This window comes from Sporomusa termitida (assembly GCF_007641255.1).
Lineage (GTDB): Bacteria > Bacillota > Negativicutes > Sporomusales > Sporomusaceae > Sporomusa > Sporomusa termitida.
Window position 1 is genome coordinate 539,469 of sequence record NZ_CP036259.1, and the last position, 25,620, is coordinate 565,088.

The 25,620-nt window shown below is 50.0% G+C and carries 22 protein-coding genes and 2 tRNA genes; 22 read left to right on the forward strand and 2 right to left on the reverse strand.

From position 1 onward, the window contains the following. The first annotated feature begins 19 nt into the window (after positions 1-19). From larE to SPTER_RS02445, 18 genes are all read left to right on the forward strand, one after another. Complete coding sequence (larE, locus tag SPTER_RS02365; RefSeq protein WP_144348882.1) at positions 20-847, forward strand: ATP-dependent sacrificial sulfur transferase LarE; 828 nt, start codon at positions 20-22, stop codon at positions 845-847. A gap of 241 nt (positions 848-1,088) precedes the next feature. Beyond that, positions 1,089-3,563 carry a (2S)-3-sulfopropanediol dehydratase gene (hpsG, locus tag SPTER_RS02370; RefSeq protein ID WP_144348883.1) on the forward strand — a complete coding sequence of 825 codons (2,475 nt, stop codon included), beginning with the start codon at positions 1,089-1,091 and terminating at the stop codon, positions 3,561-3,563. Between the two features lie 12 nt (positions 3,564-3,575). After that, positions 3,576-4,505, forward strand: coding sequence for a (2S)-3-sulfopropanediol dehydratase activating enzyme (gene hpsH / locus SPTER_RS02375; protein WP_144348884.1), 930 nt, complete (start codon positions 3,576-3,578; stop codon positions 4,503-4,505). 275 nt (positions 4,506-4,780) lie between these two features. Continuing rightward, positions 4,781-5,560, forward strand: coding sequence for an ABC transporter permease (locus SPTER_RS02380; protein ID WP_144348885.1), 780 nt, complete (start codon positions 4,781-4,783; stop codon positions 5,558-5,560). 12 nt (positions 5,561-5,572) lie between these two features. Then, a complete protein-coding gene (locus SPTER_RS02385; RefSeq protein ID WP_144348886.1) occupies positions 5,573-6,364 on the forward strand; it encodes an ABC transporter ATP-binding protein in 792 nt (263 codons plus the stop codon). Positions 6,365-6,464: 100 nt separating this feature from the next. Then, complete coding sequence (locus tag SPTER_RS02390; protein ID WP_144348887.1) at positions 6,465-7,466, forward strand: ABC transporter substrate-binding protein; 1,002 nt, start codon at positions 6,465-6,467, stop codon at positions 7,464-7,466. A gap of 48 nt (positions 7,467-7,514) precedes the next feature. Continuing rightward, the gene (locus tag SPTER_RS02395) at positions 7,515-8,264 is read left to right on the forward strand and encodes a carcinine hydrolase/isopenicillin-N N-acyltransferase family protein (RefSeq protein ID WP_170233113.1); all 750 of its coding nucleotides are present in this window, start codon (positions 7,515-7,517) and stop codon (positions 8,262-8,264) included. 11 nt (positions 8,265-8,275) lie between these two features. Continuing rightward, the gene (locus SPTER_RS02400) at positions 8,276-9,823 is read left to right on the forward strand and encodes an AMP-binding protein (protein WP_144348889.1); all 1,548 of its coding nucleotides are present in this window, start codon (positions 8,276-8,278) and stop codon (positions 9,821-9,823) included. A 40-nt stretch (positions 9,824-9,863) separates the two neighbouring features. Further along, on the forward strand, positions 9,864-10,127 hold the full coding sequence (locus tag SPTER_RS02405) for a 4Fe-4S dicluster domain-containing protein (RefSeq protein ID WP_144348890.1): 264 nt from the start codon (positions 9,864-9,866) through the stop codon (positions 10,125-10,127). Further along, on the forward strand, positions 10,111-11,283 hold the full coding sequence (locus tag SPTER_RS02410) for a 2-oxoglutarate ferredoxin oxidoreductase subunit alpha (protein WP_144348891.1): 1,173 nt from the start codon (positions 10,111-10,113) through the stop codon (positions 11,281-11,283). Before SPTER_RS02405 ends, SPTER_RS02410 begins: the two co-directional genes overlap by 17 nt. Position 11,284: 1 nt before the next feature. Then, complete coding sequence (locus tag SPTER_RS02415) at positions 11,285-12,145, forward strand: thiamine pyrophosphate-dependent enzyme (RefSeq protein WP_144348892.1); 861 nt, start codon at positions 11,285-11,287, stop codon at positions 12,143-12,145. Next, on the forward strand, positions 12,120-12,644 hold the full coding sequence (locus SPTER_RS02420; RefSeq protein ID WP_144348893.1) for a 2-oxoacid:acceptor oxidoreductase family protein: 525 nt from the start codon (positions 12,120-12,122) through the stop codon (positions 12,642-12,644). The genes SPTER_RS02415 and SPTER_RS02420 overlap by 26 nt, the downstream gene beginning before the upstream one ends. A gap of 249 nt (positions 12,645-12,893) precedes the next feature. Further along, positions 12,894-13,343 carry a hypothetical protein gene (locus tag SPTER_RS02425; protein ID WP_144348894.1) on the forward strand — a complete coding sequence of 150 codons (450 nt, stop codon included), beginning with the start codon at positions 12,894-12,896 and terminating at the stop codon, positions 13,341-13,343. Positions 13,344-13,542: 199 nt separating this feature from the next. Further along, on the forward strand, positions 13,543-13,704 hold the full coding sequence (locus tag SPTER_RS24510; protein ID WP_170233115.1) for a hypothetical protein: 162 nt from the start codon (positions 13,543-13,545) through the stop codon (positions 13,702-13,704). Positions 13,705-13,833: 129 nt separating this feature from the next. After that, positions 13,834-13,909, forward strand: a tRNA-Gln gene (locus tag SPTER_RS02430). A 3-nt stretch (positions 13,910-13,912) separates the two neighbouring features. After that, positions 13,913-13,988: transfer RNA gene (locus SPTER_RS02435), tRNA-Lys, on the forward strand. 329 nt (positions 13,989-14,317) lie between these two features. Further along, positions 14,318-15,085: a cadmium resistance transporter gene (locus tag SPTER_RS02440; protein WP_144348895.1), complete on the forward strand. Its 768-nt coding sequence runs from the start codon at positions 14,318-14,320 to the stop codon at positions 15,083-15,085. Positions 15,086-15,150: 65 nt separating this feature from the next. Next, the gene (locus SPTER_RS02445; RefSeq protein ID WP_246105448.1) at positions 15,151-15,672 is read left to right on the forward strand and encodes an ArsR/SmtB family transcription factor; all 522 of its coding nucleotides are present in this window, start codon (positions 15,151-15,153) and stop codon (positions 15,670-15,672) included. A gap of 108 nt (positions 15,673-15,780) precedes the next feature. On the opposite strand, the gene SPTER_RS02450 is transcribed toward SPTER_RS02445, so the two are convergent. Together SPTER_RS02450 and SPTER_RS02455 are read right to left on the reverse strand one after the other, a co-directional pair. Then, positions 15,781-18,432 carry a heavy metal translocating P-type ATPase gene (locus SPTER_RS02450; protein ID WP_144348896.1) on the reverse strand — a complete coding sequence of 884 codons (2,652 nt, stop codon included), beginning with the start codon at positions 18,430-18,432 and terminating at the stop codon, positions 15,781-15,783. A gap of 480 nt (positions 18,433-18,912) precedes the next feature. Continuing rightward, entirely contained in the window at positions 18,913-19,806 is an 894-nt protein-coding gene (locus SPTER_RS02455) for a LysR family transcriptional regulator (protein WP_170233117.1), read from the reverse strand. Positions 19,807-20,352: 546 nt separating this feature from the next. Here SPTER_RS02455 and SPTER_RS02460 point away from each other — a divergent pair. From SPTER_RS02460 to SPTER_RS02475, 4 genes are all read left to right on the forward strand, one after another. Beyond that, on the forward strand, positions 20,353-21,702 hold the full coding sequence (locus tag SPTER_RS02460) for a sigma-54 interaction domain-containing protein (protein ID WP_144348898.1): 1,350 nt from the start codon (positions 20,353-20,355) through the stop codon (positions 21,700-21,702). A 427-nt stretch (positions 21,703-22,129) separates the two neighbouring features. Continuing rightward, complete coding sequence (gene kce, locus SPTER_RS02465) at positions 22,130-23,059, forward strand: 3,5-dioxohexanoate:acetyl-CoA acetone transferase (protein ID WP_144348899.1); 930 nt, start codon at positions 22,130-22,132, stop codon at positions 23,057-23,059. Positions 23,060-23,081: 22 nt separating this feature from the next. Further along, entirely contained in the window at positions 23,082-24,110 is a 1,029-nt protein-coding gene (locus tag SPTER_RS02470) for a ketopantoate reductase family protein (RefSeq protein ID WP_144348900.1), read from the forward strand. A 44-nt stretch (positions 24,111-24,154) separates the two neighbouring features. Next, positions 24,155-25,552, forward strand: coding sequence for a GntP family permease (locus SPTER_RS02475; RefSeq protein ID WP_144348901.1), 1,398 nt, complete (start codon positions 24,155-24,157; stop codon positions 25,550-25,552). Positions 25,553-25,620: the final 68 nt, after the last annotated feature.

Consider the following 25,620-nt stretch of genomic DNA (forward strand, 5'->3'; position numbering starts at 1 on the left):
TAGTTATCGAGGAGGGGCTATGATGCAGCTTAACGAAAAATTGGACAATCTAACACACCGGTTAAAAGAAATGGGCACAGTGATTGTTGCCTTCTCGGGGGGCGTTGACAGCAGCTTTTTAGCGGCGGCCGCCCAGCGGGCCCTGGGGGAAAAAGCTGTGGCTGTTACTGCTTATTCCGAGACCTTGCCGGAGTCGGAGCGCCAGGAGGCGATCACCATTGCCCAGCAGATCGGCATTCGCCATGTGCTTTTGCATATTAGCGAGCTGGTCAGCGAGGACTTTGTGGCCAATACCCCCGACCGTTGCTATTATTGCAAAAAAGAACGGTTTGACGCCCTTAGGCAGTGGGCTGACGAGCAGGCGATCGCCTGGGTGCTGGAAGGCTCGAATGCCGACGATCAGTCAGATTACCGGCCAGGTATGCGGGCGGTTGATGAACTGGCCGGCGTCCGCAGTCCCTTGCTGGAGGCCGGTCTCACCAAGGCGGATATCCGGGAACTGTCCCGTGAGTGGGGTGTGCCTACCTGGAATAAGCCCAGTGCCGCCTGTCTGTCTTCACGGGTTGCTTACGGCTTGCCGATTACCGCCGAGCGGCTTAAACAGATTGAGTTAGCTGAGGCGTTTGTAAAACAATTCTGTAGCGGGCAGGTCCGGGTCAGACATCATGACAATCTGGCCCGCATTGAGGTATCGCCTGCCGATATTCCGGTACTGGCTGATCCGGAGAAAGCGACCTTAATTAACGAAGAGCTGCGTAAGCTGGGCTTTACCTATGTTACTCTGGATTTATCCGGCTATCGTACCGGCAGTATGAATGCTGTTTTGAATCTGCAGGCCAAACAATGATCAGTTACTTATGGAGATTGGCGGCGTAAATCGCCGCTAATTTTATGCTTCACGGGATTTGCCGCCTGCTTAAGTATTGACGGTTGTATTGGCGGGTGCTAAAATGAAGAGAAACAGGATTGCGGCCCAATCCTGCATAGTTATAGTAATGGCTGATCAGAAATCTGAAGGCTAAGGGCGGTATTAAACCCGCACTTAGTCTTTTTTTATTTAATTCGTGAAAACAAGAAAGGGGAAAATTATGGCATACGCAACTGTTTTATCACCACAGGAACAACGGTTGAGTGCAGAACTTGCCGGTAATAGCAAAGCTAGTGAGAGGGAAAGGCCATATAAGATTTTTAATTCCTTTAAAGGCGCCCAGCCTAAGATCGATATCGAGCGGGCCCGGTTTTTTACCGAGTCCTTTAAAGAAACCGCGGGGCAGCCGTTAATTCTGCGCTGGGCCAGGGCGCTTAAGCATATTGCCGAGAATATCACCGTGTATATCGATGCTGATCAGCTGCTGGCCGGCCGGGCCGGGTGCCCGGGCCGGTATGGCGTTATTTATCCGGAACTGGACGGCTGCTTTTTGGATAAAATCACGGAACTATCCAGCCGCATAGAATCGCCGTTTCAAATTTCTGCGGCCGACAGCCAATATATTGAACAGGTGCTGGCGCCTTACTGGCAGGATAAAACCTTTTATGACAGTTTGGCCAACTCACTGCCGCCAGATGTTTTAAGAGTAACCTATGACCCTGCCGATCTGTCTAAATCCAGGTATATTGTGAATGAAACAGCAACGATGCGATCCGCGCTGCAATGGGTCCATGACTATGAGAAAGTATTAAAAAAGGGCTTTAAAGTTATCAGGCAGGAGGCCCAAAGCCAGCTGGCGGCGCTTGACCTGTTTGACCCTAAGGACTCTCTGGAAAAGGCCCCTTTTCTGGAAGCCATCGTCCTGGTTGCCGACGCTATTATTATCTGGGCGCAGCGTCACGCGAAGCTGGCCGCCGGGCTTGCTGAACAAGAAACAGATGCAAGGAGAAAAGACGAGCTGCGGCAAATAGCCGAAATTTGCCAGTGGGTGCCGGAGAACCCGCCACGTACTTTTTATGAAGCCGTTCAGGCCCAATGGTTTGTGCAAATGTTTTCCCGGTTGGAACAAAAGACCGGTGCCACCATCTCCAACGGCCGCATGGATCAGTATCTCTACCCGTTTTATAAACAAGATGTAAGCCAGGGCAGGCTGGACCGCGAAGGGGCAAAAGAACTGCTGGAGTGTATGTGGGTAGGCATGGCGCAGTATATTGATTTGTATGTCAGCCCGGCCGGCGCCTGCTTTAATGAGGCTTATGCCCACTGGGAAGCGGTCACTATCGGCGGACAGGATGAGAATGGCGACGATGCAACTAATGAATTGACCTATTTGTTCCTGGAATCGAAACGGGAATTCCCGATCAACTATCCTGATCTGGCCGCCCGGGTTCACGCCCGTTCCCCCGAGCGTTATCTCTGGGAGATCGCAGAGACGGTCAAAGAGGGCTCCGGTTTCCCGAAGCTGATCAATGATGAAGAGGTTATTCCGCTGCTTGTCGCCAAAGGCGCTGATTTCAGCGAGGCCAACACTTACGCGGTCTCAGGCTGCACTGAGGTTAGAATGCCGAACCGGGACACCTACACCAGCCCGTGCGCGTACGTTAATATCGCTGCCGCCCTGGAACTGGTCCTGAACAATGGCAAAATGAGACTGTACGGTGATGAACTGTTAACTGTGGCCACAGGCGCGCCGGAGAGTTTTGCCAGCTGGGAGGAATTCTGGCAGGCCTATATTACCCAACAGACCTACTTGCTCAAACAGGCTTTTAAACAGCAGTATATTGTTAATAAGCTGCGGGAAAAGCACTTTGCCGCCCCGCTGGGCTCCGCGCTGCATGAGCAGTGCCTGAAAAATTGCAAGGACCTTCATTCAGCCACTATCGAAGATGGCATTGATCTGGGCTACTTCGATATTATCGGCTACGGTACGGTAGTCGATTCGCTGGCCGCTATTAAGAAGCTGGTGTATGAAGATAAGCGACTACCCCTGGCTGAGTTGTTAGCGGCCCTGGCTAATGACTTTCAGGGCTATGAGGCTGCCAGGCAAATGCTGTTAAACGCCCCCCGGTATGGCAATAATGATCCTTATGCCGATTCGATAGCCAAGAGTATCGATTTAGCCGCCCTGAAATTTACCCACAAATATTCCCGGGCCATTGGCGCCAGCCTTGATGTACGGTATGTGCCGGTTACCTCCCATGTTCCCTTTGGCAAGGTGGTCGGGGCCACGGCCAACGGCAGAAAAGCCGGCGCAGCTCTTTCTGACGGCTCTTCGGCCTCCCATGGCGCCGATACTAAAGGGCCGACGGCGGTGCTGATGTCCAATGCGCGCTCCAAGAATCTGGGCTTTAAAGAACGGGCCTCAAGGCTGCTGAATATCAAATTAAGCCCGGCCTGCGTACAGGGCGAAGCCGGAACCAGCAAAATTACATCTTTTATCCGCAGCTGGTGCGACCTGAAGCTCTGGCATCTGCAGTTTAATATTATCAATAAGGAAACCTTGCTGGCCGCGCAAAAAGAGCCGGAAAAATACCGGAACCTGCTGGTGCGGGTTGCGGGCTACAGCGCTTATTTTACCGACCTCTCCCCTGATCTGCAGAATGATGTTATTGCCAGAACCGAGCACAGCTTGTAGGGGGGGACCAGGATGCAGCCTCAGGACAAACGGGCCGGCTATGTTTTTAATATCCAGCAATTCTCGGTACATGATGGCCCGGGGATCAGAACAACCGTGTTTCTTAAAGGCTGCCCGCTGCGGTGCCGCTGGTGCAGTAACCCCGAATCCCAACAGCGGCAGCCGGAGCTTGCTCATAACCGGAGCAAGTGTATTGGCCTTGCCGCCTGTGGGCGGTGTCTCCGGGCTTGTCCCCGCAACGCGCTGCCGGCGGCAAAGAACGGTAAGCCGGTGGTTGTCAGGGAGGCCTGCCAACAATGCTTTCGCTGTGCAGCGGTATGTCCCACTACGGCGTTACATATTTTCGGCGAGCGAATGAGTGTGGAGGCTGTTTTAGAAGCGGTAGAACAGGATGACGCATTTTTTTCCCGCTCCGGCGGCGGCTTGACAATTAGCGGCGGCGAGCCTTTAATGCAGCCTGATTTTACAGTTGCACTCCTGCAGGAAGCCAAACGCCGGCGCATAAATACCGCGCTGGAAACCAGCGGTTATGCTGAGTGGACGGCGCTGGCCCAGGCCAGTAAGTATTTAAACACGCTTATCTATGATATAAAATGTCTGGATCCAGATAAGCATCGGGAGCAAACCGGGCTGGCCAACGCTGTCATTCTTGAGAATTTCAGCAAGGTGACAGAGGCTTTTCCCAGCTTGCCGATTCTTGTCAGAACTCCTGTAATTCCCGGCTTTAATGATACCGAGGCAGCTATTGCGGCCATAACAAATTTTATTAAGCACAGACGGTCCGATATTGGTTATGAGTTGCTGCCCTATCACCGTTTAGGCCGGCAAAAATACGAATATCTGGGACGCAGCTATCCGCTGGGAAATATAAGCTTCACCACAGAACAGCTGGCCTGGCTGGACAGGGTTAAAAATGTTTATGATAACCCGCTTATATCCTGATATTGGCATTGCTGCTGGTAATAATTCACATTGACAGGCATGTAAAGGTAATATATACTTAATCTAAATTATGGCTGATCAGAGAACTGAAGGCTAAGAATTCGCGCGAATTCTTAGCCTTCGTTTTTTTTTTTACATGATCAGAAAGTATAGCGGTTTCTGATCATAAGTAAGAACGACTAAGGCTTCTGCCGGCGTCCTGCGGGACGTGGCACAAGCCAAGTCTTTTCTTATTTTCAAAGTACAGCTTAATGAGAAAGGGGGAGGGAGCATCAATGAAAAGGTTTACTCTTTGGTTGCAAGAGAATTATCTTGCCTTAGTAGCGCCGGTGATTCTTTTGGCTGTCTGGGAAGCTGCCGGCCAATTCGGTTTGATCCGGGCCACCCTGTTGCCGCAGCCTTCCGCCATTGCCGTTATGCTGGTCGAGCTGCTGGCTTCAGGCGAACTAATTATTCATTTAGGGGTCAGTATCCTGCGGGTTGCCGAAGGCTTTATCATTGGGGCCATACTTGGCGTACTGGTGGGTGTGCAGGTAGCACTGGTAAAGAAACTGCGGATCGCGGTCAGCCTGGTTTTCGGGGTTCTCAGGCCGATTCCGGTGATTGCCTGGATTCCGGTCCTGATTCTGTGGATGGGGATTGATGAAGGCTCCAAGATAACGGTGATTGCCATCGGCAGCTTCTGGACTGTATTAGTAAGCGTGGTTCAGGGTATTCGCAATGTCGATAAAAAATATTTAGAAGTGGCCACAATCCTGGAGAAAGATCAGATAACCCTGTTAACCAAAGTCATTTTACCGGCAGCGCTGCCGGCGATTTTTACCGGGGTCCGGGTCGGCATCGATGTGGCCTGGCGCAGTGTGGTGGCGGCTGAGCTGATTGCCGCCTCCTCCGGGATTGGGTATATGATTATGTATGCCCGGGAATTATCGCAGATTGATGTGGTCTTGGTTGGCGTGCTTTCCATTGGCTTTACCGGCATTATTATTGATCAGCTGCTGCGATTGCTGGAGCAGCGGCTGCTGAGCTGGAATGTCAATATGCACGAATCATAGGAGGTGAGAGGTATGAGTGTAGCTGAGACGGTGCCGCAACCGCTTACCATTGCTAATCTGAATAAAACCTTTGCTATTGCCGGTAAACAGGTGCCTGTTTTAAAAGACATTAACCTAACGGTAAAACCAGGTGAGTTTATCAGTATTATCGGCCCCAGCGGCTGCGGCAAAAGTACACTGCTCCGGCTTGTTGTCGGTCTGGAGCAGGGATTTTCCGGCGAAATACGTCTGGGAAAGGACCTGATTGAGGGGCCGGGCGTCAACCGGGGCATGGTTTTCCAGGAATCCCGGCTGTATCCCTGGCTAACCGTCGAAGAGAATATCGCTTTTGGCTTGGGAAAAGGACACAGCAATGAGGAGAAAAATCGTATTGTCCAGGAGCATCTGGATCTGGTAGGCTTAGCCGGTTTCGTGAAAGCATATCCCCATCAGTTGTCAGGCGGCATGCAGCAGCGGGTGAGCATTGCCCGGGCTTTGGTCAACCGCCCGCAGGTATTGCTCCTGGATGAACCGTTTGGTGCTTTGGATGCCATGACCCGGATTAATATGCAGCAGGAGATTATCCGGATATGGGAAGCGGAAAAAACGACTATTCTGCTGGTTACCCATGATATCGATGAAGCCATCTTTCTGGGCGACAGGGTTGTGGTAATGTCTAAGCTGCCGGCGACTGCCAAATCAATCATTCCGGTCGATTTGCCCCGGCCCCGTGACCGCAATAGTTTTGAGTTTGTAAAAATCCGTAAGGCAATCTACTCTGAATTTTTTTCAGATGTTGAAGTGCCCTTTGCTTATAGCATCTAAACATTGCCAATTTACTGATAAGGAGGTTAAGGCTTTATATCTATATACACGAGGCTGCAGGTACGGGTTAGAAAATTATAAGAAATAAGGAGTCGATAGTATGGGGAAGAAAAATATAGTTGTTGCAATGCTAATGGTATTTGTAATTGGCATTTTTGCGGCCGGGTGCGGCGGCAACGATACGAAGACGGCCGAAGTAGCGAAAAATACGGAAAAACCCAAAGAGATTCACGTTGCTTATCAGAACTCCAGCATAATTATTCTTTTGGCTAAAGCCAAGGGCTTCTACGAAGAGGAGTTTGCCAAAGACGGGGTCGATGTAAAATATGATCTTTACCTGTCCGGGCCGCCCATGATTGAAGCCTTTGCCGGCGGCCGGGCCGATTTTGCCCACACCGGTGATATGCCGCCGGTATCAGCCCGGGCTGCCGGCGTGGATATCAAGGTAATCAGCCGGGCCGGCTATACACCGGGCGGGAATGCGCTTTTGACTCGTCCCGATTCCCCGGTTAAGTCTGTTACCGATTTAAAAGGCAAAAAAATTGCCGTGCAGGTTGGTTCCAGCGCCCACCATTTCCTTATTTTGCTGCTGCAAAAGAACGGACTTAGCGCGAATGATGTCAATATCGTGAACCTGCCGGCAAGTGATCACCAGGCCGCTCTGGAAACCCAAAACGTTGATGCCATTGCCACCTGGGAACCCTGGTCGTCTGTTTTGGAGAATGCGAAAGCCGGCAAGATCCTGGAGGATTCCTCCAGCGGGGTCAAACGGTATATTGGCGTATTCCTGGCCCGCAATGACTTTGCCAAACAGTATCCGGACTATACCGTACGCATCCTTAAAGCGAACGAAAAAGCCGCTGCATTTATGAAAAGCAATCCCGATGAAGCCCTGGAGCTGATTGCCAAAGAGAGCAAGCTGCCGGTATCGGCGATTGCCCGCATTGTAAAAACCTCGGATTGGGATTCCAAGATTATTCCGGAAGATATTGCCGCTCTCCAGCAGGTAAAAGACTTCCTTAAGGAAACCAAGGTCCTCAAGAAAGATTTTGATATCAATGAATTATTTGATGACCGCTACTATCAAAAGCTTAAGCAATAAATAACCGCAGGGATCGGCAAGTGCTTTCCGTGTCAGGGGATGAGAAATATGTGTACTTTAGGGGCTATAACCGGGAAATATTTGTTTAAAAACCGGGACATGGAGCCAGGAGCCGGTTTGGCTGAAGCTTTGCTGCGTGGTCATGGCCGCTACCGGTATCTCGGGGTGGCCGGCCACGCCAGCCCGCTGGAGCGTGGTTTAAACAGCGGCATTAACCAGGCCGGGGTAGCTGTTGCTATGACTTTCGCAGATTATACACCACTTACTGAGATAATTAAAATCCGGACTCCGCGCGGCGTGCTTGTTGAAGATATCCTGCGGAGTGCCGGTAATCTGGCAGACGCTTTGCGGATCGCCGGCGATTGCCTGCTAACTACACCGCTGGTCGGCGGGAATATTGTCATTATGACCCCTGCCGGCGGGGCTGTGATTGAGCAGCTTTATCCTAACTATGCGGTTCAGCTTGTCACGCAGCCTGTTACTGTGCGCACCAACCATTTTCTTAACCTGGCGGTCCCGGGAAAGCTGGCGGTAAACGAACAAAACAGCAAAATTCGTCTTGCCCGGTGTACACGGCTGTTAGTGTCAGCCGCATTACCGGAACAACCACATACTGAGGGTTTTTCCGTTGCGAGAATAAGCCAGGCACTGGCTAACCATGAAGAACCGCATCCTATCTGCCGGCATGGCGGTGACGCCCAGACCGTATCCACTGCCATCTATGATATTGACAACCGGGCAATGCATTACGTGTATGGTAATCCATGCGAGCAGCCATTAGCCCACTATACCGTATAGGGGAGAGGACTATGAGTTTTGAATCCTTGGCGCAGCTGATTAAACATCGGGCTGTACATGATTGTGAACGTCTGTTTGTATCCTCGCCGGAACAGCAGACTGACTTAACCTACGGCGAGTTTTACCAGGCTGCCCGGAAATTCGCGCAGTACTTAGAGCAGCAAGGCTTACAAAACGGCGCACGCGTAGCGGTGATACTGGATAACGGTGTGGATTGGGTATTGACATTCTGGGGGATTCTTTTGGCCGGCGGAGTTGTCGTTCCGCTTAATCCCCGGTTCAAACCCTCGGAAAGCGGGGGCTTGCTGGCGCAGGCCGGTGTACAATTGATTATTGCAGACGTCGAGGGGGCAAGGGCATTGCCCCCCGAACTGTTTGCCGGTTCGGCCAGGCGTTATCAATCAGGGCACGATGGCCGGCAAGAACTGCTTATTGTTACGCTGCCCCAGCCGCACCCCACAACCGTTAGCGCAGCGGCCGGGTCCGGGCTTGAGGCGGAGGCGCTCCTGCTGTTTACATCAGGCTCAACCGGTGTGCCCAAGGGCGTTGTCCTGACCCATGGCAATTTACTGGCTGAGGCTGGCTTTATCCAGCAGGGACATGCGCTAACCGCGCAGGATATCAGTTTGTGCATCCTGCCGTTTTTCCATATTAATGGCTTGGTTATTACGCTGATTACGCCTGTGTTTACCGGCGGGCGGGCTATCATACCGCGCCGATTCAGTGCCGGCAGCTTCTGGGGCTGGGTGAACCAGTACCAGGTGACCTGGTTTAGTGCGGTGCCGACTATTTTGTCAATCCTGCTTTCCCGGGACAAGGCATGCCCTGTTCAGGCACCCAGCCTGCGGTTTGCCCGTTCGGCCTCATCCTCACTGCCTGTGGCGATTCTGCAGGAATTTGAGCAACGGTACCAGGTACCGGTAATTGAAGCCTATGGCCTGTCCGAAGCCGGCAGCCAGGTGGCAACCAATCCGCTGCCGCCCGGAGTCAGAAAAGCCGGTTCAGTCGGGCTGGCTGCGGGTAATGAGATGCGGGTCGTGGATGAAAACGGCAATACCGCTGCTGCCGGGGTGGCAGGCGAGGTTATTCTCCGGGGGGCTAATGTTACGACCGGGTATCTTAACAACCCGGCGGCAAATCAGGAAAGCTTTAAACAGGGCTGGTTCTATACCGGCGATTTGGGCTATTTTGATGCAGACGGCTATCTCTTTCTGACCGGCCGGAGAAAAGAATTAATCAACCGGGCCGGGGAAAAGATTTCTCCCCGGGAGGTAGATGAAGTTCTCTATCAGTTGCCCGGGATTGAGGTGGCAGCGGCAATCGGTGTACCGGACAGCTTGTTCGGCGAGGAAATTGTCGCGTTTATCCAACTGCGTCCCGGTGCCGAGTTGAGCACCGAAACGGTGCTTGCTCATTGCAAGGCGTATCTGGCCGATTTCAAAGTGCCTAAAAATATTATCTGTATTGATGATTTTCCTAAAGGTCCCAACGGGAAAATTCAGCGCCGCAGGTTGGCTGAGCTGCACAGCCGGCTGAATGCCGCCAGGGTAATGGAATGATTATCGATAAAATAGAGCAGAGAAAGGAGCTGCCGGCGTTATGGTAGCTAAATTACAAACAAGCAAATATGATGTCCAGGTTGACGGCCAGGGCTGTAAGGCTTGCGGCTACTGTCTGGAGGTTTGCCCGAAGAATGTCTTTGATCAGGCTGATTATTTTAATGCGAAAGGCTACCGGCCTGTCCGGGTTAAAGCCGCCGGGGACTGTATCGGCTGCCGGCGCTGCTTTTTTGCGTGTCCGGATTTCGCCATTGATGTAAATAAAAAACCGGCCGAGGAGGATTGTCGTGAAAAGAATATTTGAAACAGGCAATGCGGCGATTACCGAAGCTGCTATTTTTGCCGGCTGCAAGGTTTTCGCCGGCTATCCGATTACGCCGGCTACGGAGATTGCCGAGAATATGTCGCGGCGATTGCCGCAGGTAGACGGCTATTATGTCCAGGCTGAAGACGAGCTGTCAGCAATGCATATCTGTATTGGCGCCTCGCTGGGCGGGCTTAAGGCAATGACCTCGACCTCCGGTCCGGGCTATATCCTGTTCGCCGATCCCTATGGCTGGGCCTTAGGCAGCGAAATTCCGGTTGTCGTAGTGAATGCCCAGCGGGTGGGGCCGGTCAGCGGCATTACCGGCGCGCCCGGTCAGGGGGAATTTTATCTCAGCCGCTATCCGACCCATGGGGGCAATTTCGAGAGTATCGTCCTGGCGCCAAACAGTGTCCAGGAAGCCTTTGCCCTGACAGTCGAGGCCTTTTATCTGGCTGAGCGGTTTAGGATGCCTGTTACTGTGCTGGCTGATCAGATTGTAACCGATGGCTGGGAAACACTGCTGATTCCCGAGACCCCGGCCGAGATAGAAGCAATGGGACTGCGGGTTCAGCCCCGGAGAATTAATTATGGCCCTGAATTCTATCCGGCAACCGATGAGATTGACGTGCCGCCGGTGGTATTAGGGCATAACACGGGAGCGGCCTGCTCGGACTGGACGCCTACGGCTGAAGGTTTTGACACCGAAGAGATTGAATGGCAGCATAAGCACGCCCATCGTCTGATTTACAAGGTGAGAAACCATAAGGAGCTTATTACCCGCTATGAAGAGATCGACACTGCCGATAACCCGGAGGTTATTTTAGTGGCCTATGGCAGTCCGTCGCGCGTATTAAAAAGCGCGGTCAAAGCCGCCAGGGAACAGGGGCTAAAGGTAGGCGGCATTCGGCTGGTTTCCATCTGGCCCTTCCCTGATGAAGCCTTTGGCCGCAGCGCCAAATACCTGTCTGTGGAACTCAACTATGACGGCCAGTTGGTGCGGGAGGTGCAGCGGGCAGCGCCGAAAGACAGTGACATACATTTCTTAGGCCGGTGCGGGGAATTGCCTAAGGTTGCGGAATTAGTGGCTGCGGCCCGCGACTTAATCAACGGTCAGCCGCTGGCAAGCATAAAATGGCAGCGGGAGGCTTGGTAGCATGGACTATTTAGCGACAAAATACCTAAAAACAAAAAAAATTCCCAGCACGGCCTGCAGTGGCTGCGGGTTGGGACAAGTGCATAAAAAGGTGTTACTGGCAATTGATGAGCTGGGGCTTGCTACCGGCGATATTGTGTGGGGAACCGGGATCGGCTGTTCCGGCCGGCAGACGTTTAATACCTGGCAGGGGGATAATTTTGCCGGCACCCATGGGCGGGTATATGCCATCGCCACCGGTCTGCGCCTGGCGCTTCCCCCGGAGAAAAAAATAGTGCTCACCGTGGGCGATGGCGATGCGTTCGGCATTGGGCTGCTGCACCTGCTGCACTCTGTGCGCAGAAATGTGGATATGACTGTAGTTGTGGCCGATAACTTCGGCTATCAGTCGACCGGCGGCCAGTATGGTTACACTACCCCCAGCGGCTCAGTGACCGACAGCAGCCCCTATGGCATGCAGGACCCCAACTGGGTGCAGGACGGGCGGGATATTCTGGATATTTTAAGGGCGGCCGGGGCCGGCTTCTTAGCCCGGCACACCAGTGTGGAAGGTCAGAATGCGGTCGAGAGCATTAAAAAGGCGATTCAGTTTAAGGGATTCTCGCTGGTGCATATCGCCTATCCCTGTATAACCAACTTTGCCGGCAAAGCCCTGGGGTCACGCAAGCCGGTGGTGGCTTACCGCTGGCTGAAAGAGCGGACCAATCCGGCGCCGGACCAGGCTATCGACGGCATTACTTTCCGGACAGGCATTTACCACCAGGCCACAGCCGGCCGGCCGGAGTTTTCCGAACAAATGAGGAATTTTACAGCGGCTGTGCGTAAGGAGGGACAACATGAAACGAACGGAAATATTGGTTAGCGGCTTTGGCGGCCAGGGGGTTGTCCGGCTGGGCCAGATTTTCAGCACGGCGGCAGTCTATGAAGGTCTGTTTACTACCATGCTGGTAAGCCATGGGACGGAAACAAGAGGCGGTTACGTCCGCAGCCAGATCGTGGTGTCCGGTTCGCCGATCGACAGCCCGGTGGTCGAAACACCTGATTATTTTTGCGCCATGTCCAAGGCCGCCTATACTAAGTTTGGCGCTTTGGTTACGCAGGGGACAATTATTTTTGATCCCGGGTATATCGAACCTGATCCCGGGTTTAGGGCTCAACATACCGCGCTGCCGGCGAGAGAGATGGCGGTACAGGAACTGGGACGGGACATCTTTGCCAATATTATTTTTCTGGGGATGCTGGGGCAGCAGCTAAAAACGGCAATCAGTAAAGAAAGCTTATTGCAAGCTTTGGCGGCGCGGGTTCCTAAGTTTGTCGAGGAAAATCGGCAGGCTTTTGAGTTTGGTTATAAGTTTGTTTAAGCAAAAACCAGGGAAACAGCGTAACTTTGCTTGCAGCAGCAGGGCAACCATTGCCTTGCCGGTTTGGCCGCCTTGCCGACCAGGCCGGGCAGGTCCGGCGTATTGGCCGTGAGGATATAGCAGACACCAAAGCCAAGCGCATGTGTAGGGTATAACAACCTTGCACTGCGCTTTTAATTTCCCCTGTAAACAGCCGGCGGCAGGGCCTGCAGCCCTCTGCCCCGGCTTAAGCATGGGGGGGGGATAAAATTGTTTGACAAACAAAGAACCCGGCTTCTGCCAACAGTTTCCACGGCCAGCTGCCGTGACACCGCTGCCGGCCGGGCCAGCGGCGCCCGGCGCCGGCCTGGCGGTCACCGGCGGCCCGGCGCCGGACCGGAGGGTAGGGTGATGCTGAAAAGACTGTTAAGCCAGGCGTTTGACCAGTACGTTTTTACCAGGGTGGACCATATTCTCAACCAGGCCGGTATCAACGATGCCGGCTACAGGAAAACATCCAGGGAAGTCAGTGCCGCCCTGGACCGGCTGCTGGTAGTGGCCCCGGTCCTGAAGGCCCAGCAGCCGGAACTGACCGGTCTGGTCATGGATTTCGAGGCTTGGGCGGCGGTGGAGTCCGGGCAGGCGGCGGAAATTGCCTACAGGCAGGGGTTACGGGACAGCAGCCATGTCCGCCGGGAGTTTATGACCTGCCTAATATGACTGAGGCGGCTTGCCGCCCCTGCCCGTTTGTTTGCTCTAGGGCTCGCTTAGGGCCCCTTTGTTAATAATCTGTTTGTCAATGGAGGGCAGGCCGTTTTTAATAGTTATGTAATTTTTATTTTTATGTCTGGCAGGAATAACATTCTCCATATGGAAATAAAAGGTAATAGACAAGCTGGCCAAGAAGAGGGGGGTTGCAATGAATAATCAAACACAGCCGTTATTAGTTCCATTTAAGTGTGACAAGTGCGGCAGGGTATTGGCCTGGACCTTGCCTGAAGCAACAGTTTGCTGCAAACAATGCGGTAAATGGATCAATAATACTGGTGAAAAAAGTACAGAGGAGCCAATTACAGCGTAACCTCGGCCGGCAAATAACGGTAAGCGGAATTTAAAAACAGGAGATTGCCGATTTGCATGTTTTCATTTGACAAAATCTCAATAACTATGTATAATATCACTTGTGACGTTAGCGTCAACTGAATTTTGTTGGGGCGTAGCCAAGCTGGTAAGGCACGGGACTCTGACTCCCGCATTCGTAGGTTCAAGTCCTGCCGCCCTAGCCATTTGACTCACTAGCTCAACTGGCAGAGCAACTGACTCTTAATCAGTAGGTTGTAGGTTCGATTCCTACGTGGGTCACCAGAAGAAACTCAGGAGTACCAAGGGTGTATAGCCTTTGGTGCTTTTTAAATTATGTTTGTTTATGGAAAACATGTTGTCAAAACCGTTGCCATGAGTAGGCATAAAAACTAGCGTGGGTGTGACGTAGGCCTTGATTGTGCTTTGCCGTTCAATGTGATATCATTATTATTACCGTATAGGGCGGGGGCAGCTTATACCTCTTAGGTATTAAAGTCAGCCATAGAAAATATGGTTAAAGCTGGATTTGTAAGCCTATACACACTACAAGTGTGCATAGGCTTTTTCTGTTTTTCTATAATTATATTTCCGGCAGCAGCAGGAGGAAAATAATGGAAAGTGCAATTGTAACGGCTTTTGTTGCTTTCGTAAGCACTAACATTGATGATATTTTTGTGTTGATGCTATTCTATTCGCAAATAGGCGGTCAATTGAAAAAATGTCATATTATTGCCGGTCAATATCTGGGCATAACAATACTCCTTATTGTAAGTGTTTTAGGTTCATTGGGATTGAATATCGTCCCCCCGCAATATACGGGATTATTGGGAATGATTCCAATATTGCTGGGAATTAAACAATGGTCAGGATACCGGCAAGAGAAAAAAGCGGCTGCTAATTCAACAAAGGGAAGTAAGGCGGAAGTGCAAAGTGAAACAGGATCAGACCCAATAGCCGAGCACTTCATGTTTGATAATGCGGCGAACGAAACAGAGCATGTAATGGATGACCGCCCTGAAATTGAGGCGCAAGTCCCCAAAAAGACAAAAATAAAGGCTGCGTTAAGCAAGTTGATTAATCCCGCGGTCCTAAATGTTTCTTTAGTTACGGTTGCTAATGGTGCCGATAATATAGGTATTTATATACCACTATTCACAAGGCTAAGTACAGTTGAGCTTATTATTACAATTATTATTTTCTTATTATTAATTGCCGTATGGTGTTTTATCGGGGAACAACTGACAAATTTTCCTGGTATAAAAGACACCATTCAAAAATACAAAAATTTAGTTGTGCCAGTTGTATTTATTGGGATAGGTATATTTATTTTAGTTGAAAGCGGTGCCCTCAGTTTCTTAACGCTGAATCTGCTAAAATAAATGGCTAAGAGGCAAAAGCTCAATAACCGCTACCACTCATTCGGCTGCCAAGCAAATAAAGCCGGTTGAGCAATCAATTGGTGTTTGCTGAGGTGTGTCTGGAAGCCGTGTATTTCTGTCAGGATTGGCACGAATGGCAGCGGCATTGCCAGGCAAATCTTGACAGCAGGGATAAGAACGTATATATTTTACATGACTACATATTCAGGCGGTGTGTGATGAAAAAGTGTCCCTGTGATTCCGATATGTGTGAAGAGTTGTGCGAGCATCCCCAAACAGTCTGCCAAGTGCAAAGCGAATTGCCGCCGGAGGAGGAAGTCCGGCAAGTGACGGAAATGTTTAGGGTATTAGGTGATATGAACCGGTTCAAAATCCTGCAGGCGTTATCCCAGCGGGAGTTATGTGTCTGCGATATTGCAGCGGTGCTGCAGATGGCGCAGTCGGCCGTATCGCAACAGCTTCGCCTGCTGCGCGGTGCTCGCCTGGTAAAGTACCGCAAAGAAGGGACACTGGCCTGGTATTCGCTTAATGATGATTATGTCGCTATTCTGCTGCAGCATGGAATGAATTATATCCGGCAAAAATGAAAGTGTGTGACCGAAGGCTATAGTTTTAATGAGAATAACAGAGCAAGAAAAGGACCGGCGTAAAAATACGTCGGTCCTTTTTATCATTTCCGGTTACATTACTGGTGGTTAGCGGATTTTCTGCATGAGCCGCATCCCGTTCAGCGTTACCAGGATGGATGATCCCATGTCGGCCAGCACTGCCAGCCACAGATCAACAAAACCGAAGAAGGTAAATATAACAAATATTACTTTAATCAATATGGCAAACCCGATGTTTTGCTTGATGATAGCAACCGTTTTGCGACTCAGATTGATTACATAGGCCAGTTTGCCCAGGTCATCAGCCATCAAAGCGATATCGGCTGTTTCCAGCGCCGTATCTGATCCGGCGACGCCCATGGCCACACCGACATTGGCGGCAGCCAGTGCCGGGGCGTCATTGACGCCGTCTCCGACCATCACCACCGAGCCGTACTCCTTGGTCAGTTTTTGTACGGTAGCCACTTTGTCCTGGGGTAGCAAATCACTATAGTACGTATCAAGATTGAGGTTTGTGGCAATGGCGGCGGCAACCCGGCTGTTGTCCCCGGTCAGCATAGCGATATGCTTCATACCGGCCTGCCGCAGTTCCCTGATAGCATTCCTGCTGTTGCCCCGCAGCGTATCAGCTACTGCGATCAATCCCCCAATAGCCGTAGCCGAGCCGACGAGCATGACCGTTTTGCCCTGCTCTTCGAGGTCGATCATAGCCGCCTTATGCTGCTCAAGGCTTAGGCCCAGTTTTTCAAACAGCCTGAGGTTGCCGACATAGATGGTTTGCCCATTAACGTCAGCCTGAGCGCCAAGGCCGACCAGGGCCTTGAAATTGGTTGCCGGCGGCCGGGGGAGCTGTTTTGCTTTTTCCACGATGGCCAGCGCCAATGGGTGTTCAGACCATTTCTCTACTGCCGCCGCCAGGGACAGCAGATCCTGTTCGTTGGTTTTACCTATTGGTAGGATTTCAGTAACCACTGGGCGGCCATGGGTTAGGGTGCCGGTCTTATCAAAGGCAATGGCCTGTATGCCGCCCATTTGTTCCAAATAAGCGCCGCCTTTGATGAGTACGCCGTTGCGGGAGGAATTGCCAATCGCCGATACAATGGAAACCGGTGTGGAGATGACCAGGGCGCAGGGGCAGGAAATGACCAGCAGCACCAGACCTTTGTAGAACCAGGGGGCAAAAGGCTGATTAAACAGCAGCCAGGGAAGGAGCATGATACCGGCGGCAGTGAGTAAGACGGCCGGGGTGTAATATTTGGCGAAGACATCGACAAACTGTTGGGATGGCGCTTTCTGGGCCTGGGCTTCTTCCACCAGATGCATAATTTTTGCCAAAGTGGAGTCGGCGGCAATCCGGGTGACCTCAATTTCCAAAGCACCATGCGCATTAACTGTCCCGGCATAAACCGCATCACCGGCTGTTTTTTCCACAGGCAGGGATTCGCCGGTAATGGTAGCCTGGTTGACGGCCGACAGACCGCTTTTCACTATGCCATCCATGGCAATCCGTTCGCCTGGTTTGACAATGACCAGGTCGCCAATCATAATTTCTTCTACCGGCAGTCGTTCTTCCACGCCGTTGCGTCGTACCAGTGCCTCGGGCGGGGCAAGTTCCATGAGAGCCCGGATGGATTGGCGTGTTTTATCCATAGTGTATGTCTGAAGGGTATTGCCGAAGGAGAATAAAAAGGCAACGGTCGCGCCTTCGCTCCATTCGCCGATAGCTGCAGCTCCAATCACGGCCACGGTCATGAGAAAATTCATGTCAAAGGTAAAGGAACGCAAGCCATACAACCCGCTTTTGGCTGCACTATAACCGCCAATTACGGCGGCGGCAACATACAGGGGAATGAGGACGGTGTCCTGGAAGTTTAACCACTCCAGGACGGTAGCCAGCCCCAGGATAATACCTGCTACGATCGTTGCCTGGGTACGCCGGTTGCTCCACCACGCTGCGTTGGTTTCCGGCCGGCGGGAACCTGCCGTCAGCCGTTCGGCCTGATAACCGGCTTGTTTAACCGCCTGCAGGATGGCAGTAACCGGGGCGGTATGTTCGACTGTCATTTTGCCGGTGGTGAAATTCACTTGGGCTGATACTACACCTGCCAGTGCAGCCACCCGTTTTTCCAGCTTGGCAGCGCAGTCACCGCAGTCCAGGCCGGAAACCCGGAATACCGATTGTTGAGCCCCGGCCGGGCTGCCTGCTGCCGGAATGAGGTCGGCCTGATAGCCGAAACCGCTGACTGCTTTTTCAATTTCTGCCGGCTGGAGTTGAGTTTGATCGTAGGTGACGTTCAGCTTAGCGGTGGCAAAATTGACTTTGACATCTGTTACACCGGTAAGTCTGCTCATGCCTCTTTCCAATTTGGCGGCGCAGTCGGCGCAGTCCAGACCCGCGACCGTAAACGTGCTGGTCCGGGTGCTAGACGCCACCTGGGGGTTTATCTGGTCAGTAGCGTTATCAGCGCCGCCGGCGAAGGCGGCAGGAGCCGGGGGGGCGATTGCTCTCGTGTCAGGGCAGCAATCGCAGGCCGGGGCGGCTAACGGCTGGTCCAACGCTGCCTCCGGGCAGCAACTGCAGTCCGGTTCGGCAACTGCCGCCGAACTTGCCGGCGGGCAGCAGCCGCAAGTCGCTGCCGCCTCAAGTTCGGCGGATGGTTCGGACGTTGGTGAACAGCCGCCGCTCTGGCCGGCTGTTTTCTTGGGCGGTATATTGGCTGATATTTTTTTAAAAGCCATCGTGCTCACTTCCTATCCATATTTATATGGGCAATACTTTGCGCCAGCAAAGAGTTTACCTGATTGTCTTAGGCATAGCTTGCGGCGGCAGCCGCATCCTGGTGTCATAGGATTGTGCGCACAGGTCTGCGCTTCGATAGCCAGCATAAGCAGCTCTCCTCTAAAGCTATAATATTATATATATGAGTACATATTCATATATATAATATTATAAAGGTTTGCTAAATAAGTCAAGAAAAATTAAATAGGACGGTCATTTACAACAACCAATGAAACAGAGAGGACCTGAATATCGCCGCTAAATGGTGACATTCAGGTCTTTTATTTGTGCTTATGGCGGCTAGTACCTTGACAAAGTCAAATGTAGATCTTAATGAATCAGTTAGCGTCCTCCGCCTTGCATTGCGAAAAAATCTACGTTGTCTAAAACTAACAGCTAACTTTGCCAAGGCACTAGGCGTTGCTGTAAGCTAAAGGTTCTTATCGCCTGGTATTTTCCAATATTTGGAGGAAGAGCGAGGTGGCAGGGTTACGATGTTCCTCCTTCCAGACTGCCATTACATTACTAACAGCATCGTCTCCCTGCATATCAACTATGGCAATGCTAGTATGCATGCGCCGCGGAATAGGCGGGTCTTTAATCGTAAACGAAATACCTATACCCGCTTCTATTTGCCAATAGATACTGTCAAAGCTTGTCGTTTTATTAGCAATCTTTGGTGTAAAGCCTCGTTTTTTACAGAAGCTCATGAACCAGTCAAAGCCCTGTGGGCATTCTGCTTCATACAGCATAATGAAAGAATCATTGGCTAAACAAGAGACATCAATCGCAGCCTCTTTGGCGTACGCATGGTCAATTGGCAGTAAAAAGCATAAACGACTCCTGTAGATTAAACGGTTCATGAACCGAGGGGTTTTTGGCTCAGTTCCCAGCAGAACAATAAAGCCAAGGTCCAGATCTTCGCATTCCAGGTCATCCTCTATCATTTTAAGGGTGAGTATGCGAATATCCAGATTTATCTGCGGATAAAGGGCCCGGAATCGCTTTAAGGCGTAGGGGAGAAAGGCATCTTCCAGTCCAAAACAGCCGATTTTTAGATTGCCGCGTATTCCGCGCTGTGCTAGCTGCGTTTTTTCAACAACTTCAGCAACCTTATCAATAAGAATAGAGCCTTCTCTAAGTAGCGTTTTGCCTGAGGCTGTCAATTCCAGTGAACGGTGGTGGCGTAAAAATAACTCCACCCCCAAATCCTCTTCCAGCTCAGCAATTTGTTTACTCAGAGCCGACTGACCTATATATATACGTTTGGCAGCCTCAGTAAAACTTAAGCATTGTGCAACCATTAAAAAAGAACGTAAACCACGGATATCCATAGGAATTATCCTCCGCATGGTACGAAATTACTAATCTAATAATAATATAAAAGCCTTTAAAAAGGTAGCAGTCATAAAAAATTCGCATGTTTTTTAGGAGCAGGTATTTTTTATTATGGCGCGCCCATATGGTGGATATGCGCGACTTTATATCCGGCGCCTGGTGCTGTCGGATGAAACCAGGGAAATGACTGGTAAAATCAATGAAATCAAACATCTTTAAATAGGTGGACATTCACGGGCCTTTTTATTTTGGACTTGCGGTTGTTGTGTAAGTTGGTGTAAACTTATTTTTTTGATTCTGAACTTTCTGGTTATGGCGGTAGTCAGTCCATCTTTAGAATTGGATGAATTTTCTACTGCGGTAAACAAAAGGGTATGTTATTCTATAACAAAGGATGAGCTAGTGACAGAAACTGACTGCGTACGGAAATCGCGAAATAAGTTTGCTATGAGATTTGGTGTCCGACGTCCGGCTGTCTGAAGTTTTTGCAGTGAGTAATCTTTAACTATATATTCTTTGACTTTGTATGTGGGGGGCTTCTAATGGCAAAACATAGCGATATAATGAAACAAGTATTTGCGCATATGGCTGGTATGGTAGTAGTCGATCATCAATCACGGATTGTTTTTGTCGAGGAGACCTACGCAGCGTCAAGAGGATTCGATTCCCAGCAAGTCATAGGACGCTATGTTAAGGATATAATCCCGACTAGTAAGCTCCCGGTAGTTGTTGAGACAGGTAAACCAATTTTAGGCGATGTTTTTTTCTATGAGGGAAAAACTGTAATATGCAATCGATATCCTCTGATAAAGGCTGGGATTATTATTGGTGCCATGTCTTATCAGGTATTTGAAGGGGTCGACAAACTTTTTGAATCTATACGGGAGTTGCAAGACCAACTTGACTACTATAAAGAAAAAGTGAAGAAATATGCGGGGATACGATATTCGTTGGCGGATACTATCGGTTCAAGCCCAGCCGCTGTTGAGATCCGTACGGCAATATTAAAAGCCGCAAGCTCTAATGCTACTGTCTTGGTACAAGGAGAAACGGGTACAGGCAAGGAGTTGGTTGCTCATGCTCTACACCAGGAAAGTCGCCGGTCACCTTATTCATTTGTAAAGCTCAATTGTGCGGCTATTCCCCAAGAGCTTATCGAATCAGAGTTATTTGGCTATGATGAAGGCGCCTTTACGGGAGCGCGTAGGGCGGGGAAAAAGGGTAAATTTGAATTGGCTGATAAAGGAACACTCTTCTTGGACGAGGTAAGTCAATTGTCTATGGCGGCTCAGGCAAAACTGCTTCGTGTACTGCAGGAAAAAGAGATAGAGCGTATTGGGGGAACAGGGCCAATTCTTGTTAATGTAAGAATTATTGCAGCCACTAACGATAACCTTGAAGATATGGTAAAGCTAGGTACATTCCGGGCAGATTTGTATTACCGGCTGAACGTTATTCCAATTAAGGTTGCACCACTAAGAGAAAGAAGGTCAGATATACCCCTGCTTGTAAAAAAGTTCACAGAAAAATATGGAGAGCAGGCGGGCTTAGAAATAGTTTCTGTAGATTTTGATGCTATGGCGCTGCTTATGGAATACGAATGGCCGGGGAATATCCGCGAACTGGAACACGCTGTGGAAAGAGCGATTAACCTTTGCAGTTCCAACATACTTCAGCCAGTTCACTTTGAATGGTTGCTGCCGAAGATACGCAACAAAGTAAAGCCAGCTACCGGCAGGAGTATTCAAGATGCAAAAGCGGCGAGTGAAAAGGAGGTTATTTTGAATGCACTGCAAGCTACCCAGGGTAATAAAAAAAAGGCCGCAGAATTATTGGGAATTGCGCGACCGCTACTGTATCAGAAAATGAATCGTCTCGGCATACTTAGTTAAAATATTAATGTAAGCAAAGAGAGACAGTGTAAGTAATTACTTACACTGTCTCTCTTTGCTTTTAGGCAACGGAGAGTACAAGCATATTACGGATTTTCCAAACAATTGTGTCAGTATCCACTTACACTTCCGGTTTTGGTCTTTTATGCATTATTTTCACCAAATGCCTCTCTCGTTACAGCGAAATTAGTTCCCAGGTTAGTCGCTTCTAAGGAGCGAGACGAGCAGTTAGGCGGATTTGCTCAATTTGCAGGAGAACTTACGGCCTAATTTATTTACTTGCCGCAACAATAACATGTTCACTTGCCGCTTCCATATCTGGTCTATTTCGTACACTTCATGATTGGCACACATCTTGCGATATATTCTGATTAATAAGAAGAAAGGAGTAGCTATACACTCATCAATATTATATGGAGGAATTTACATGGCAAAGCAAAGCAAAATCATCATCACGGCAGCGGTAACCGGCGCAACACATACGCCGAGTTTGAGTCCCTACTTTCCCGCTACACCGGATCAAATCATTGAGGATGCGGTAACGGCTCACCGGGCCGGGGCTGCAGTGGTCCACATTCATGCTAGAGATCCTAAGGATTGTAGCCCAACTCCTGATTTAGGGGTTATGAAGGAAATAGTTACCTCAATAAAACAACAATGTGACGCAGTGGTTTGTGTTACCACCGGCGGCGCAGTCTGGATGTCCTCGGAACAGCGTCTTGCCCCTGCGGTAGACTTAAAGCCGGAGCTGGCATCCTGTAATGCAGGTTCGGTGAACTTTGTGTTTGCTGATCTGGCATTAAAGCTGGAAAACCCAAAATACGAATGGGAAATTCCTTACCTCAAGCGTACTAACGAGCTGGTTTTTACAAACACTTTTACAGGGCTGGAGTATTATCTGAATACGATGAATGAGCACGGAATCCGTCCCGAGTTTGAGGTATATGACGTAGGCATGATCAACAACATTGCCTATTTTATGAAAAAAGGGTTAGTACAAAAACCGGTTTATCTACAATTTGTCATGGGGATATTGGGCGGGATTCCTGCGACTGTTGATAATCTCGTCTACTTGGTTAAGACAGCCCGTGAACAGATTGGTGACTTTGTTTGGTCCTGTGCGGCAGCGGGTAGGGCTCAATTTCCCCTTGTTACTGCTGCCCTGACTATGGGGGGGAACGCACGGGTCGGGCTTGAGGATAACCTGTATCTAAAACCCGGGGTGCTTGCAAAATCAAGTGCTGAGCAAGTTGTTCAGATTAAGGAAATTGCGGAGCGGCTTGGCTTGGAAATCGCCAATTCTGAGGAAGCTCGCCAAATTCTGGATCTTAAAGGCCTGGACAAAGTTAATTATTAATGGAGACTGGAGGAGCTTTACTATGAGAACAGCTATTTTAGGCGCAGGAGCCCTAGGTATTATCATTGGCGCCAGAATGACCCAAAATGGTCAGCAAGTAGATCTCATTGACTCTTTTAAAGAAAATGTGGATGCACTTAATAGCAATGGAGCTACCGTAACCGGTTTTCTTGAGATGCACCAGCCGGTAAAGGCGCTGACGCCGGCGGAAATAACCGGAACCTATGATCTCATTCTTTTATTGACAAAGCAAACGGCTAACGAAACGGCTTTACCCAAACTTCTACCCCATCTGCATAAGGAAAGCGTTGTTTGCACCCTGCAAAACGGCGTTCCGGAAGAGTCCGTGGCTTCCTATGTGGGCAGAGAGAGAACCATTGGCGGCGCTGTCGGCTTCGGTGCTACGTGGCTTAAGCCAGGTGTGTCCGAGCTTACATCCACGATGGAGGCAGTGGAAAAATTTGCCTTCGAGATCGGTGAGATCGATGGAGTAGTGCGCCCGCGACTGGAAAAAGTAAAAGAAGTCCTTAGCACCGCCGGCGGGACAACGATACTGACAAACCTGATGGGAATTCGCTATACTAAATTATTGATGAATTCGACTTTCAGCGGCATGTCGGCTGCTCTCAACGGTACGTTTAGTGACGTATTGGCCAATCCTAAGGCTATGATTTGCGTTGCTCATATTGCCGATGAGGTTATCAAGGTTTGTCACGGTCTGGGGTACCGTATGGTTGAGATGCAGGGGTCTGATTTTGAATTCCTGGAACTTAATAATAAAGCTGAAATTCCCTCAAAAATGGATTTTTACAAAAAAGTGTGGGGCCGCCATAATAACAAAGCCAGCATGCTCCAGGACCTGGAGAAGGGTAAAAAGACCGAAATCGACTATATTAACGGTGTTGTGTGCCGGGGCGGAAGCAAGTGCGGTATACCCACGCCATTCAATGATAAAGTCGTAGAACTGGTTAAAGAAGCAGAAGCCAGAGGCGGGGTAAATGATTTCAGCTATCTCGAAAGGTTCAACGATATTATCGAAAGTGCGCAATAAGCCAGCCTACTGAATAAAGTGAAATATAGGAGGCATGTCTTTTTATGGAAGTATTTGGAATACTGCTTAGTCTATTTTTATTAATGTTCTTTGCCTATAGAGGTTATTCCGTTATCTTATTTGCGCCGGTTTTCGCTCTTCTTGCCGCTGTAAGTCAGGGACTTTCCCCCATGCCTGCGTACACCGAACTTTTCATGGCCAAAGCAGTTGTCTATGTCAAATCTTTCTTCCCGATATTTATACTGGGTGCCGTGTTCGGGAAGATCATGGAGGAAACCGGCTTGGCAAAGGCTATTGCTTATAGGATACTACAGGCTGTTGGCAAAGAACGCAGTATTTTGTCAATAGTTATTGCCGGTGGCGTTTTAACCTATGGCGGTGTAAGCCTGTTTGTTGTTGTATTTGCCATTTATCCTTTTGCTGCTGCTATGTTTAAGGAAGCAGGTATACCAAAACGTCTGATTCCGGGTTGTATTGTCTTAGGAGCATGTACCTATACCATGGATGCTTTACCGGGGACGCCACAAATCCAGAATATTATTCCGACTAGTTTTTTTGGTACCACGGTCTATGCTGCGCCGATTCTGGGCATTATCGGCGGGATACTGATCTTCCTTGGGGGCATGTATTATCTGGAATGGCGGAACAAAACAGCTAAGGCGCGCGGCGAAGCTTACGGCGAAAACCACATTAATGAGCCCACCGACATTGATGTGAAGGATATGCCTGACTGGAGATTAGCTATAATTCCGCTGCTGGCAGTACTGATTGTTAACTATGTCATGAGCAATGTTTTTACGTGGGATCCGAATATCCTGGCCCCCTTCATTGCCATGAATTTGCCGCTGACGGTGTCCGACGTTAAGAATGTGGCAGCAATCTGGGCTTTGATTATTTCTGTTGTTATCGGTATTGTTCTGGCAGTTGCCATCGGTTACCGTAATTTGCCAGCCGGGGGCTTAGCCAAAGCCTTAAACGCCGGCGCTATCGGTTCCCTCCTGGCAATTATGAATACCGCTTCCGAGGTTGGCTATGGCAATGTTATAGCTATGTTGCCTGGTTTCAAGTCTATTGCCAATGCCCTTCTCAGTATTCATATTGGCGGAACACCGCTGGTGTCTGAGGGTGTGACTGTCACTACCCTTGCCGCTATTACCGGTTCCGCATCGGGGGGCATGTCGATTGCGTTAGATCTCATGGCTAAAGACTGGCTAATCTGGGCTAATTCTATTGGAATGTCGCCGGATGTTCTTCACCGGGTCGCAGCCATGGCTTCAGGCGGTTTGGACAGTATGCCGCACAATGGCGTGGTTATCACGCTACTGGCCATCTGCGGTTTGACCCACAAGCAGTCTTATCCGGATATTTTTGCACTGGTTGTAATTAAAACATTAGTTGCATTTATTGTTATTGCTATTCATTTGGCAACAGGCATATTATAGAAGGCCAAAACAGGTTTAGGACGACCGTTGGGGAGTCTGAGTAACTTTTTATAAAGTGGCAGAAGCCG